15 protein-coding genes are annotated in these 12,975 nt (G+C 50.5%); 8 read left to right on the forward strand and 7 right to left on the reverse strand.

The features are described 5' to 3' along the window. Window positions 1-39 precede the first annotated feature (39 nt). From DBR02_RS25865 to DBR02_RS25875, 3 genes are all read right to left on the reverse strand, one after another. Window positions 40-396 carry a hypothetical protein gene (locus DBR02_RS25865; RefSeq protein ID WP_107535729.1) on the reverse strand — a complete coding sequence of 119 codons (357 nt, stop codon included), beginning with the start codon at window positions 394-396 and terminating at the stop codon, window positions 40-42. Window positions 397-445: 49 nt separating this feature from the next. After that, window positions 446-727 carry a hypothetical protein gene (locus tag DBR02_RS25870; RefSeq protein ID WP_233157808.1) on the reverse strand — a complete coding sequence of 94 codons (282 nt, stop codon included), beginning with the start codon at window positions 725-727 and terminating at the stop codon, window positions 446-448. Between the two features lie 61 nt (window positions 728-788). Next, a complete protein-coding gene (locus tag DBR02_RS25875; protein WP_102750519.1) occupies window positions 789-1,178 on the reverse strand; it encodes an ammonia monooxygenase in 390 nt (129 codons plus the stop codon). Between the two features lie 23 nt (window positions 1,179-1,201). Here DBR02_RS25875 and DBR02_RS26675 point away from each other — a divergent pair, with 23 nt between their 5' ends. The 4 genes from DBR02_RS26675 (at window position 1,202) to DBR02_RS25890 (ending at window position 4,647) form a co-directional block, all read left to right on the forward strand. Continuing rightward, window positions 1,202-1,429, forward strand: coding sequence for a hypothetical protein (locus tag DBR02_RS26675; protein ID WP_157959564.1), 228 nt, complete (start codon window positions 1,202-1,204; stop codon window positions 1,427-1,429). Window positions 1,430-2,132: 703 nt separating this feature from the next. Continuing rightward, window positions 2,133-2,762, forward strand: coding sequence for an NUDIX hydrolase (locus tag DBR02_RS25880; protein ID WP_107535730.1), 630 nt, complete (start codon window positions 2,133-2,135; stop codon window positions 2,760-2,762). A 26-nt stretch (window positions 2,763-2,788) separates the two neighbouring features. After that, the gene (locus DBR02_RS25885) at window positions 2,789-3,421 is read left to right on the forward strand and encodes an HAD-IA family hydrolase (protein WP_254058674.1); all 633 of its coding nucleotides are present in this window, start codon (window positions 2,789-2,791) and stop codon (window positions 3,419-3,421) included. A gap of 389 nt (window positions 3,422-3,810) precedes the next feature. Then, a complete protein-coding gene (locus tag DBR02_RS25890; RefSeq protein ID WP_107535731.1) occupies window positions 3,811-4,647 on the forward strand; it encodes a sugar phosphate isomerase/epimerase family protein in 837 nt (278 codons plus the stop codon). Between the two features lie 49 nt (window positions 4,648-4,696). On the opposite strand, the gene DBR02_RS25895 is transcribed toward DBR02_RS25890, so the two are convergent. Continuing rightward, window positions 4,697-5,680, reverse strand: a complete 984-nt coding sequence (locus tag DBR02_RS25895) for a LysR family transcriptional regulator (RefSeq protein ID WP_233157807.1) — start codon at window positions 5,678-5,680, stop codon at window positions 4,697-4,699. A 107-nt stretch (window positions 5,681-5,787) separates the two neighbouring features. Between DBR02_RS25895 and DBR02_RS25900 the strand changes: the two genes are divergently transcribed. From DBR02_RS25900 to DBR02_RS25910, 3 genes are all read left to right on the forward strand, one after another. Then, window positions 5,788-6,924: a metallophosphoesterase gene (locus DBR02_RS25900; protein ID WP_107535732.1), complete on the forward strand. Its 1,137-nt coding sequence runs from the start codon at window positions 5,788-5,790 to the stop codon at window positions 6,922-6,924. 205 nt (window positions 6,925-7,129) lie between these two features. Further along, window positions 7,130-8,332, forward strand: a complete 1,203-nt coding sequence (locus tag DBR02_RS25905) for an MFS transporter (protein ID WP_107535733.1) — start codon at window positions 7,130-7,132, stop codon at window positions 8,330-8,332. Then, window positions 8,329-9,168, forward strand: coding sequence for an SDR family NAD(P)-dependent oxidoreductase (locus tag DBR02_RS25910; protein ID WP_107535734.1), 840 nt, complete (start codon window positions 8,329-8,331; stop codon window positions 9,166-9,168). Before DBR02_RS25905 ends, DBR02_RS25910 begins: the two co-directional genes overlap by 4 nt. Before the next feature lie 129 nt (window positions 9,169-9,297). Here the strand turns inward: DBR02_RS25910 and DBR02_RS25915 are convergent, their stop codons facing one another. Then, a complete protein-coding gene (locus DBR02_RS25915) occupies window positions 9,298-10,101 on the reverse strand; it encodes an SDR family NAD(P)-dependent oxidoreductase (RefSeq protein WP_107535735.1) in 804 nt (267 codons plus the stop codon). A gap of 67 nt (window positions 10,102-10,168) precedes the next feature. Beyond that, window positions 10,169-11,053 (reverse strand): NAD-dependent epimerase/dehydratase family protein, encoded by an 885-nt coding sequence (locus tag DBR02_RS25920; RefSeq protein WP_107535736.1) that lies wholly within the window; start codon window positions 11,051-11,053, stop codon window positions 10,169-10,171. 418 nt (window positions 11,054-11,471) lie between these two features. On the opposite strand from DBR02_RS25920, the gene DBR02_RS25925 reads away from it, so the two are divergent. Continuing rightward, window positions 11,472-11,876 carry an ASCH domain-containing protein gene (locus DBR02_RS25925; RefSeq protein ID WP_233157806.1) on the forward strand — a complete coding sequence of 135 codons (405 nt, stop codon included), beginning with the start codon at window positions 11,472-11,474 and terminating at the stop codon, window positions 11,874-11,876. A gap of 437 nt (window positions 11,877-12,313) precedes the next feature. On the opposite strand, the gene DBR02_RS25930 is transcribed toward DBR02_RS25925, so the two are convergent. Next, window positions 12,314-12,838 carry a phenolic acid decarboxylase gene (locus DBR02_RS25930; RefSeq protein WP_100121962.1) on the reverse strand — a complete coding sequence of 175 codons (525 nt, stop codon included), beginning with the start codon at window positions 12,836-12,838 and terminating at the stop codon, window positions 12,314-12,316. Window positions 12,839-12,975: the final 137 nt, after the last annotated feature.

Here is a 12,975-nt window from a genome sequence, read left to right on the forward strand (position 1 = left end):
GGAATCCGGCGGGAGATGGCAGACGAAAGTCTGCCTTTTTCATTTCTGGCCTGTGGTTTTCGGGCTGAACACCTCCTTAACTTTCCGCACGATGTCGGCGTGGTTCCTGTTGCTGTAGTCCTGCATACGGAAATAACGACGACCGCAGCGCACATAGATTTCCGTGACGTTTCCGCAAATCATCTCCTGAAGCATGAAGGTTTCCGTGTTCTGCGCCGTGTTGCACTGCCAGTTCATCGGGTACATGCGTCCCGCCGCCTCGTGAAACGCGGTCACGTCGATTTCAACGGGCGCGGTAACGTATGACCTTTCGCGGCTCAGCCAGTACGCGCGCTCGGCCTCACTGGTTGCGTAAATGCCCGCTTCGGCGCTGGATTCGGTCAGGTGTAAATGCATGGCTTATCTCCTTCTGGTTAGTGGCGCTGATCTGAAAGCGCCGTGGTGGTTATTCGTCGAACGTAATACCCGAAAATTGCGCCATCACGCACAGCATGTCGGCAATCTCGTCGACTTTCTGCTGGATGGCTGGCGTGGCTTTCTGGATGCGCCTGGCTGCATCCCTGAGTTCGCTCATATAGCGGGTTGCAGCCTCTCCGACAGCCGTTTTATCGGTGCTACCCTGATACTTAAGCAGGGCTTTACTGAAGCGGATTTGCAGGCTTCCAAGCTCGCTGAGTGCGTTTTTTTCCCATGCGTCAAAGCTGAACGTGCTGTTATTGCTGATCATGATGTTTCTCCGTTGTCGCTGGCGGCATCCCCTGCCGCCGTGGGTGTTAATGTTGCCGCGCTCACTCTGCGAGCATGGCGTATTCAAAGTTCATGCAGTCTTTAAGGCTCTGGTTCGCATAATTCCATGCTGCCAGCCCCGTATCACCGTACAGGCGCACGGCGTGGGCTTTTGCCTCCAGCCACGGCTGCACGACGTGGAATGACAGGAGCGGCTTCTCGCGCATCCAGTCGAGGACACCCTCGTACCAGACGTTTTTGCTCATGGCACAGAGGATGTTGCAGACTTCTTCCGCCTCGTCGTCCTGAGAAAGTTGCAGGTTCCAGACCTGACAGAGTTCATTCAGATAAGTACGCTGTTCGGCGATAACGCAGGCCAGACGGATTTTTGGGTTTAAACCCCATCTTCCGGTAGATTCTGAAGCGGCGGTTTTGACGTTTTGTGTGTGCATTCTGGTTTTCTCCTTGTCTGGTGATGTTTCCATCTCCCGGTGAGTTCTTCGCGGCAAGGGCAGAGGAGCAACGGCGACAGGGAGCAGCGCAAGGGGCGACGGCGGAAAGTTTTTGCCTGCAAAAAGTTTATGACGGCGTGCATTTCACCCCTTGCGGTGTGACCAGCCGGTGCTACGACTACGCCATCCGCGCAGAACCCACGGGAGGTGGTTCGCCGGAGGGCGGAGGATGCACACCCGCCGGAACGTGAATCGCCGCTGGCGAATCGCGTTCCGGTCAGCAGAGCATCGGCGGTTTACCGCCGGTGCAGTGAAGGCGGCGTGACCGGAACGGTCGGAGCAAGCCGTGGTGTTGAGGTTGAGTCAGGATGGAAGCCCGGAGGGCAGAGACAGCTTGCTGGCTCTGTTCACGACAGCCGTGTCCCGTCAGGGACGACGCCTGGGTTATATCGTTTTGCTCAACGAGGTGACTTTCCATGAAAACAGTCAGGCTGTGCAGTCATTTTCCGCTCAATCAATTCATCAGCAGACAGGTGAGCGATCCTGTTACCACGACGCTCCAGTTTCTGCCTACGGGTAGCCGCCTTTCACTCCTCACTCCAGCTCTCCATGAGGTATGACTTGAAAACGGGAAATATCCTGTGTTAAGCCTGTTTTTTGAGCTGGCAGGACGGGCTGCTATGTGCCAGAAGCGGACGTTACTGATATCACAATGTATTAATCAGCGGGGAGCAGGTCAGACATAGATGCCATCTCATCACGCATATGCTCCCTTAAGAAATGCTCTGAGTGCGACGTCATGGGAATCTTCCTGTTGTTTATCCGTTCCGACCTCATTAATTTAGTTCTGGATAAACATAATAGATTTGCTGATATACAGGCTGCGTTGAAGAGGGATAATCATCAACTGCAGTGGTCATTATTTCCCGTCATCCCTTTCAGAACGGAGTCTACATGCCTGAAACCTTAAACGACAAAGAATTGGTCAGTATCGCTCAGCGCCTGCAGGCACTGGCTCAATCCGGGCTGACCTATGCGAAAGACATTTATGATCGTGAGCGCTATGACACGCTTATGAGCATTGCGGAAAGGATGCTCTCTTCCCGTTTTGATCTTCAGACTGACACGCTCAAAGCCCTGCATAAAGCAGAGACCGGATATGCCACGCCTAAAACTGACGTACGCGCCCTCATTCTCAATGAGAGAAAAGTTCTGTTGGTACGTGAATCTGATGATATGGGATGGAGTCTGCCTGGCGGCTGGGCCGATGTTGGTGACAGCCCCTCTTTAGCCATCATCAGAGAGGTACATGAGGAAACGGGCCTGGAGGTCAGCGTCAGTCGGTTGTTAGGAGTTTGGGATCGTAACCAGCACGGGCATCCTCCGTATCCCTGGCACGTTTATAAAATGATTTTTTCCTGTGAAGTTACCGGGGGAGAACTTGCTGTCAGTCATGAATCCCTGGATATTGGCTATTTCGATCCAGATAATTTGCCTGAGCTTTCTCTTACGCGCATCGTACCTGAAGAAATCCATGCCAGCATCCGCACTGTCATTGAGGGGAGTGAGACCTGGTGTGATTAATATATTAAGCAGCAGGAGAATATTACGTGTTACACGTTAAGGCGTTACTGTTTGATATGGATGGCACACTGGTAGACTCTACGGCGGTGGTTGAAAACGAATGGCGGAGATTCAGCGCCCGGTACCATTTGAATGCAGAAAAGGTCATTAGTTTTGCCCATGGTCGTCAAACGCTTGATACAGTCGTGCATTTCATTGGCGCAGGTGAAGAAGCCATAGCAACCGCAGATGAGCTCGATGCCCGTGAACTGCTGATCCTTGACGGCATAGTTGCTCTTCCTGGCGCAGCATATTTATTGAACAGCCTCCCTGCAGAACGCTGGGCGCTGGTCACTTCGGCCAGCAGGGAACTGGCAATTAAAAGGATGACCGCAGCTGGTTTACCGCTTCCTTCCGTTATGGTCTGCGCAGAAGATGTTGTTAACGGTAAGCCATCTCCGGAAGGGTATCTCAAAGCAGCATCCATTCTAGGCTTCAGTGCTACTGAATGCCTTGTTTTCGAAGATGCCGATGCGGGGATACGCGCCGGCAATGCCAGCGGAGCCCGGGTTATTGCGGTCGTACCCGATGTGGACGCTACTAGTAGTGTTTTTGCCTGTACACCACTGGACATGCTCACAGTCTCCCCCAACGAGCATGGTTTATTAATAATAGTTTAATGCTGTTATTTCTTAGCTAGCCCTGTTCTATCAAACTGGATTAGGGCTCTCTGGATAATTTCCGCGCTCCCTTAGACCTTTTGTTAACGACCGATTTTCCCTCTCAGCAGGCCCTAAGCTCAGTTAGCTAGTCCGCTTCGTGCCATGAGCGGACGTTAAGCACGGACTCTAATGGTTAATGCCGACCCGTATATTTAGCGACCTCTGTAATGAAGTTGAATTACTGTTGTGGATAGATTTTTAACAAAATGTCAAATAAATTAACTTTTGTTGCTTATTGGGGAAAATTACTTTCAGTGATTTAGTTCACGTTTTTATGTAATGCTTGCTGTATTAAAAATCTGCCAAAATATATTTTGTAATCGATTACTTTTTTGATGGGAGCGATAATGATTAATAAATCGTTTTTTTGTGGGTTCCTTATGATGACAAGCATGGTGGGGTATGCCCGTACCGAAGCGCAGGACGATATTGCTATTCAGATGTACACGCTTAGAAATGTTGGTGATACCGATGCACAGTTTGCTATGGCTAAAAAAGCGGGATTTTCACATGTAGAACTTGTCGGTGATCATCACCTGGATTTACCGACAATGAAGGAAACGTTGAAAAAATATCAGCTTAACGTTATTTCATCGCATGTACAGCTATCTGCTCTTGAGAGCGAGCGCGGAAAAATTGTCGAGTTTAACAAAGGTATAGGTAACTCTCACCTCGTTGTACCATGGATTGAGGTTAATGAACGACCTACGACAAAACAGGAATGGATAGATTACGCCAGGAGGCTTGATCGTATGGGGGAGGCGTTAAGGAATGAAGGAATGTCGTTGTCTTACCATAATCATAATTTTGAGATGAAGAAGTATGATGATGTGACAGCCCTGGACTTGATTATGAAGCACACCCACAAAAATAATCTTAGCCTTGAACTCGATGTGGCATGGGCTGCACGTGGAGGACAGGATCCTGCGTCAATAATTGCAAGATATTCAGGACGCGTCTATGCGGTTCATGCAAAAGATAACGCTGCTATCGGTATTCGTGATGACGAAATGAATTTCACTCCGGCAAGTGAAGGTTTGCTGGAATGGCGCTCAATCATCAGTGCGGGGAGAAGCAGTGGGGTTGAGTGGTATATTGTTGAGCATGACGCGCCAAAAGATCCCTGGACTATCATTACGACCTCGCGTCATAACCTTAAGGAAATGCTTCAAAAACATCCATAACAGGTTATGAAACTCAGGCTCAGGTGATTTGCGAATCCCTGAGTCTGATTCAGGCTGAAACTGCGTGTGTTAGTTCTATTTCTTCTCTCAGAATTTCGATGAGTTCCTTTAATCCCTGGGGAACTTGTCTGTGACCTGGATAGTACAGATACATCGGCTCTTCCAGAGGAGCCCATTCCGGAAGAACAATCCTGAGTCTGCCTTCACGAATATCATCACGCACCCGGTCTTCGAGGCAGTAAGCAATACCGACGCCGGACAGCGCCAGCTCAATTGCCAGCGCCGTTTCGCTCACACAGAGCTGCCCCCTGACGTCAATGACGCGATAGTCTTCTCCTTTACGGAATTCCCATTTGTAGATGACGCCCTGCCCGGTTCGCAGCTGAATGCAGTTATGCAGGCGCAGATCCTCAGGCACGGCAGGTGGGGTATGCTGATAAAGATAGCGTGGCGATGCCACCGCCACCCATCTGAGCTCTCCCCCCAGTCGGACTGCAACGAGATCTTCAGGAACGGTGCCACCAAAGCGGATCCCGGCATCAAATCCTTCCTGGACGATATCGACCATTCTGTCATCAACGCTGATTTCGAGCTCCACTTGAGGATATTTGCTGATAAAGCGCGGAAGATGTCGCGCCATGATGAGGCGTGCTCCGTCACTCAGCACATTAAGCCTGAGCTTTCCAACAGGCCGATCGCGCATGCGGTTAATTTCCTCAAGCGCGTCGCCTATTTCTTTAAAGCCTGTTTCAAGACGCAGAGCAAGGCTTGCGCCCGCTTCGGTCGGAGAGACCGTACGGCTTGTTCTGTTCAACAACCTGACACCCAGGCGCGTCTCGAGATTGCGTATGGTATGGCTCAGCGCAGAGGTGGTGATCCCCAGTTCTATAGCGGCCCTGGTAAAACTGCGCCTTTTCTCAGTGATAAGAAATGCGTTGAGCTCAGCAAGATCGCTTCGGGTGAGCGTGGTAGACAGTCTGGAGGACATGGCGTTAAACCGTTGATTAAAATTCAATGCAATGTCAAATGACATTGCATTGAATCGTTCCTGAAGGATGGTAAGTTTAGATTCAATCAACAAAACGTTGCAACCCGCTGCCACGGCAAACTAACAGTTTTTCATTCCCGGGAGATTTCCGCGTGTTTCATATCTGGACCCTCATTCCAGCGCTTTACGTGCTGTTTCGTTTTATCAGGCCGCTTCCCGCCCCGGTTTCGGTAAAAATAGCCGTCGCAGGCGCAATGATTGTGGCCTGCGAGTTTCATCTGCTCACGAAATTATTTACGGGGAATATGTTTTCTCCCGAGATACCAAAACCGTTGCTGCTGCTTACTACCGGCCTTTTCGGTATGACCGTTTTTATGGCAGTCCTGTTAGTACTGCGTGACCTATTCTGGATATTGCACCGACTGGTATCAGGACGCCGGATGAAATGGCATACGGCTTTCTGGTTTATCCTGCCTGTTCTGGCGGCCATGCTCACAGCGCTGGCCCTGAAAAATGGTACAGCGGTTCCTGAAGTGAAAAAGATAGACGTCACGCTCAGGAGCCTGCCCCCCCGTTTTGAAGGTTACCGGATAGTTCAACTGACGGATTTGCACGCCAGCAGACTGCTGCCGCGAAGCTGGATACAGGATGTTGTTACCCGCACCCGTGAGCTCGGTGCGAATATGATTGTGGTTACCGGGGATATGATTGATGGCTGGCCAGAAGCGCGTTTCTCCGACATTGAGCCGCTTGGACAGCTGCGGGCTGAGGACGGCGTTTTTGCCGTAACGGGCAATCATGAATATTACTTCGGCGCTGAAAACTGGATCCAGACCTTTGAAAAACTGGGCCTGCATTTACTTAATAATGCCGGTTACCGTATAAGCCGTGGCAGCGACTCGCTGTATCTTTCGGGCGTGACGGATGCCGTTGCGCCATCATACGGCCTGCCGGGTCCTGATCTGCCCCTGGCCCTGAAGTTTTCCCGCCCGGGTGAAACCGTCATCCTTCTTGACCACAGGCCTGAAAATGCTGACGAAGCCGCAGAAAGAGGAGTTAGCCTTCAGCTTTCCGGACATACTCACGGCGGTATGATTGCTGGTCTGGACAGGCTGGTCGCATCGGCTAATAACGGTTTTGTATCCGGGCTCTACGAAGCAGGGACCATGATGCTTTACGTCAGCAACGGTTCCGGCATCTGGAACGGTTTTCCCTTCCGGCTTGGGAAACCTGCCGAAATAACGCTTATCACCCTGCATGGCGAAACCAGAAACAGAATTGTTGAATAATACTCATCGTTACTGACTATCTGATTCATCAATAACCGAAAGGAGGCGTTTATAGTTTATTTCAGTTCAATATACCACTGCCTGTTGCCGTTCTTTCCGGAACATTGTGACTCATAAGTTGCACATAGCTGAGAGCCGTTACCCGACAGGTGGCGGTTCTTCTTTTTTTGCAGCCGGCAGTGAGCAGGATCAGGAGTTATAGTCAATGTCTGAACAAACGCTTTCACGGCAGGATGAACGTATTCATCCACCAGGGGGCCTTTTTCCGGCCATGCTTGCGCTGGGCGCGGGCGGATTGTGCATTGGAACGGGCGAGTTTGCGCCCATGAGCCTCCTGCCGGATCTTGCGCGGGGAACCGGCGTTTCAATTCCTGCCGCGGGAGGCTATATCAGCGCCTATGCTGCAGGCGTGGTGGTCGGTGCCCCTGCGATCGCGATACTTGGCGCGCGCCAGGCCCGTAAAAACCTTCTGCTGATATTGTTAATTATTACACTTGCAGGCTATGCCCTGAGCGCTCTGGCCATGGGCTATAACTCCATGTTCGCAGCCCGCTTTATTTCTGGTATGCCTCATGGCGCCTGGTACGGCGTTTCCGCGCTCGTGGCGGCTTCAATGGTCTCGCCACAGCACAAAGCCCGGTATATCGGTTACGTTATGCTGGGACTGGCCGTAGCGAACGTTGCCGGCGTTCCGCTTGTCACATGGGCGGGCCAGACGCTGGGCTGGAGAATCTCTTTCTGGATGGTGGCAGCGGGACTGGTGCTGACGTCCATAATGGTTATGCTTTTTGTTCCATCCGTGGCGGCCGACAGGTCCGCTTCACCGCTCAAGGAACTTGGCGCCCTGAAGAGCCCACAGATCCTGATGACATTTGCCGTCGCTTCAGTCAGCTTTGCGGGCATGTTTGCCGTATACAGCTTTATCACCCCAGCGCTGACGAAAGCTGCCGGGTTTTCAACCTCAGCCGTGCCATGGATCCTGGTTCTCTGGGGGGCGGGCATGGTTGCCGGCAACATTATCGGTGGCAGGCTGGCGGACATTGCGCTGATCCCATCCATATTTGGCATCATCGCCTGGAACATCGTCTTTCTGGGCCTGTTTTCCCTTACGGGCACACTGCAGACCCCGGTTCTCATAGTGCTGTTTATGCTCGGGTGCGGATTTTCGCTCGTGCCGGCGCTTCAGGCCCATATGATGAACATTGCCGGTGAAGCACAGACTCTCGCCTCCTCCCTGACCCACAGCGCGTTTAATATTTCCAATGCACTTGGCGCAGCTGCAGGCGGTTTCGTTATCGCTTCGGGAGGAAGCTGGATTTCTACGGGGTGGACAGGGGCTGCTTTTTCCCTGTTAGCACTTCTTCTTATGTTCATATCGGTACGCATTACTGACGGGAGTAAATCATGAACGATAAAGTCATCAGTGCAGGTAACGTTGCCGTAATAACCGGCGCGGCGAGAGGTATTGGCGCTGCGGCGGCAAGGGAGCTGGCACGAAAGAGCATGAAGCTTTGTCTTTTTGACCGGAACAGACAGGCGCTCGAGCAGCTGGCCGGCGAACTGGAGGCTGAAACGCTGCTGGTCACTGGCGACATTACCCGTGATGAAGATCTCCAACAGCTCAAGGACACCGTTTACAGCGCCTGGGGGAAAGTAAATCTGCTGTTTAACAATGCCGGCGTGAAAATAGCTGCCGGCGCCTGTGATTCCCCAACTCTCTGGCGACAGCAGATGGAGATAAACCTGCTGTCCATGGTTGCCACACAGCATATTTTTCTGCCGGAAATGTTAAAAATGGATGAGAACGGTGCGATCGTTAACCTGGGCTCGAAGGAGGGTATTACGACCCCACCAGGGTTCGCAGCCTATAACGCCTCTAAGGCAGCCGTAAAGGTGCTGACGGAGCAGCTGTCTCATCAGCTTGTGAAGGAAACCGGCACCAGGCTCACCGCTCATCTTCTGGTGCCAGGCTATACATGGACCGATATGAACGATCCCGGTATGAATGAGCGCAGCGGTAACAAGCCCGATGAAGCGTGGACGGCTGCGCAGGTTATTGATTATTTCCTCCCGCGCTTTGAGCGTGGTGACTTCTATATCATCTGCCCTGATAACGCCGTTACCAGCGAGATGGATGCTAAGCGTATCCTATGGGCCGCCCAGGATATGCTGGACAACCGCCCGGCCCTGTCGCGCTGGCATCCTGACTGGAAGACGGCTTTTGAACGCTGGATGAAAAACTAATGTGTCATCGGTAGCCTGCTCGGGGCAGGTTGCTTAAAAGATGAAATGAGGCCGTCAGCAACCATGCTTTTGGCATTGTATTTATGCTGATGAAAGAGGCGCCGGGCTGATGCCCGTCGCCGTGCGGATTTACTTTTTTGTGGCAGAGTCGGGTTCAGAAATGATTCGGTGACGCTGAGCCTTGTGTGACTCACTCATCATTCTGTTCATCACCTCGCCCTCATATTCGGCATATTCACTGCCATAGACAAATTCATGTCCTGTCATCAGCGCATACCAGGCACGTTTTGCCACTTCTTTCGGATCGTCCTTTTTCATCGAACCCACGGTCGTGCTAGCCTGTCCTGCATTTTTGAAGAAATTGGTCTCCGTTGCCCCAGGCATCAGAAGCGTCATTGATAAACCGCTACCCATCAGCTCGTTACGTATGGCGTAAAAGAAGGAGTTTACGAAAGCCTTTGACGCCCCGTAAACCGCTTCGAAAGGTATTGGCGCCGAGCCGGAAAGCGACGATGTGATAAGAACGTGCCCGTTACCCTGCTCAACGAGCTGTGGGATAAATATTTTAGAAAGATGTACCACAGCATCAACGTTGAGCCGGATTAATCTAAGCTCTTTTTCAAGATCGGTACCGTCGATAAACGCGCCGCCGAGTCCCTGGCCGGCGTTGATGACCAGTGCATTAGGGGCTAAACCGGCATCATCCATTCTGGCCTGCAGGTCTGTTATCTGGTCATACTCACTCAGGTCAGCACTGAACGCGTGTACGTTAACTGAAAAACGTTTTTGCAGGTTTTCACCCGTGGCTGAAAGTTTTTTTTCATCCCTGGCGACGATGACAAGATCGTATCCGTTAGCTGCAAATTCTTCAGCAAGTGCAAGGCCGATACCGTTGCTCGAGCCAGTAATCAGAGCCAGTTTTTTCTCACTCATATGATTCTCCGGTTAAAGGGGTTAACCGGCCATGTGAAGACCGGTAGCGAAGGAGGGAGCATGAGCATTACATGCTATCGGTCCAACGGTGCGCAGGGCGATATCCCAGGACGCGCATTGCCTTTTCGCTGCTGAGTGCTGACTCATTACCTGCAAAATTTTTACGTTGTTCAACGCCTGGATAGTAGCGATCCAGAAGTTCCTGAGTGGGGGTTCGCATGCAGGTCACATCGCAGGTAATAAAGAACACATCTTTACCCCTGACATCATATTCGATAGCTTTCTCAATCGCCTGGGCAACATCCCGGACGTCAACATAAGTCCACATATTCCATTGCCTTACGGCAGGATCGTTCTGCCAGCTTTCAAACTGCGCGTACTCTTCTGGAGCCATAACATTAGAAAGTCGCAGACAGGTAATGCGCATGTCAGCGTTATTAAGGCAGAACTGACGGGCCATCTCTTCACCCAGCACTTTAGTCAGTGCATAAATGCTGATCCCCCGGGCTGGGTAGTGCTCATCCACCGGAACATACGGTGCATCCCATTGGTCGTAAGGCACGCCGGTAGGGACTTCGCTAGATGACCAGATGATATTTTTAATCCCCAGGCGCCTGGATGCCTCAAACACGTTGAATGTGACCAGCATATTATTTCTGAACTCGTCAGAATCAGGGATCATTCGGGGGTGAGGAATACTGGCAAGGTGAACTACGGCATCAAAGGCGGCAGGTTCAGGTCCTGAATAAACATCCTCCCCTACGGAGGAAAGTGCATCGAGCGTTGCACCAAAATTCTCTAAATCCGCGATCATCGCTGGATGGGCATCGGTTAAGGGGGCTTTTTTATCTATGAGAAACAGTTCATAACCTGCTTTCTCAAGCCACTCGACTGTAACCCTGCCAATTTTCCCTGAAGCACCGGTAATGGCTATACGTTTTTTAGCTGACATACTTCGTCCTTATGGTTGAGATGCAAATCAATCCTAAGTTTTGTCGACAAAAAACAATATGTGATGAGGCAGACTAAAAGCTTCTATTAATTCAATTCATCAATCGAAGTTTGTTTGTAGAACAGGCTGAATCCGTGAACTGATAAGGGCGCTCACATTCAAGCTTCATAAATGAATGTCTGCTTATCGCTCGCAGCAGACCTTCAGATCTGTTACCTAGTCCGCTTAGTGCCAGAAGCGGATGTTTCTAACATTTACATTCACTAATCCATCTAGAACTACATTCGCAGCATAGTTATGCAAACAAGCCGGGATAATCAGGCGCGTTTCGATATACAGACAGGAAAAGATACTGTAAACAGGCTTGAGGCCGCGAAACGAGATGAGGTCCTATCAAGTGGTGCAGGAAAGCATTGTTATGTTAAAAATGGGATGCGTGGTAGCCGCAGGATATTTCGTCATCACTCACCCGCCCCCGGGAGGAGCCTTTTCACCGGAGATAATGTCATTGCAGAAACTTAAGATCGTGCCTCGCCTGCTGCCGAACGTCCGCGCAGGCAGGAAGCTTCATACCATCCGCTGGCGGGAACGGGAAATTGTGCCGGGCCCTATGCTTTACGAAAATGCTCAGGATGCCTCTGACACGGTCATGGTATGTGTCACGCACGTTGAAAAAATGCCACTTTCTGTCGTTGCGGCCAGGCTTAATAAAAGTGCGGAATGGCCGGATGCCGAAATGCTGGAAGGGATGCGTGAGCACTATCCGTCCATAAAGATGGATTCCGAGGTTGTAGTCATCCACCATTTACCGCCTGATGCGTGAGTTCGTGGCCGGGTTGTTATGTCTAATGTAGAATAACATCACTATCGCCATGATTTTGACATCCGCTTTTCGCTCATAGCGGACCTTCAGATGCTTACCGCCTTTTAATCCTGCCGTAGCTCCTCATCACTTCCTGAGAATAGTCAGTAAAGATCCGACTTTGTAGGTTTTCGGATCCAGGCAGGGAAGAAGAATGTTTACTGCATAATAAGCAAAAATTAATTATTTTTGTTGCGAACATTGCATTGTTGCAGTTAAAAGAAAATAACCATTATTTTATTGTCCTGAGTGGAATGGTCGCGTATGACAGAAACGAGTTTGTACGTGAGTAGTATTTCGGTGATTGACTGTAAATATACCGGAGTGAAGTTAAATCACGAGGCATACTTTACCCACTAAAAAAGGGAGGTGGCCTCCCTTTATCCGAATACACCGGGCTATTTATCATCGAAGAAATCAGAAGGTAGCTGACCTGGTGGCATATTGATCACCTCGTCGTTATCAGGCCCTTCATTTTTCATATACGTTACTTTTGCAAATTCAGGAATAATCACATAAGGATAAGCCGGACCTTCGTCACGAAAGCGATGCATGTCTTCAATGAATTCGTTCTGGTAACAGATTGTTTTCTCAGGATGCTGTCCTTCTCCAGCGATCCATTGCGGGAAGAAGATCGTGCCGTGAATTACCTTTCTCCTTATATCGAACAACAAGCTTACACATGTCCCCGTAGGCTCGTGCCAGTCAACCTTGAAAATACCGGGTGCAAACTGTACGGCATTCATTTTCTGATTAGTGACCCAGCGCCCGCCGACAAGTCCCTGGTGGATACGGTAGTCGCAGGTATTGCTGTTGCGCGCATACCACTCATACTTCCAGCCGTTGTCATAGGTGTAAACAAAATGCGTTCCGACAAACTCAGACAGATCCTCTGAAACATCTTTATATACTTCTTCAGTCATTTATACGTCCTCCGGTGTGCAGATATTTAACAATAGCCGTGAAAATTCAACCTTACCAGGTTCAGGGGAGCAGTCGCAGGAGCTAACAGCTATGCTGACCAGTTCCCCGTTATTCATACAGAATGCTATTAGTAATG

Source organism: Enterobacter cloacae complex sp., from assembly GCF_900322725.1.
Lineage (GTDB): Bacteria > Pseudomonadota > Gammaproteobacteria > Enterobacterales > Enterobacteriaceae > Enterobacter > Enterobacter quasihormaechei.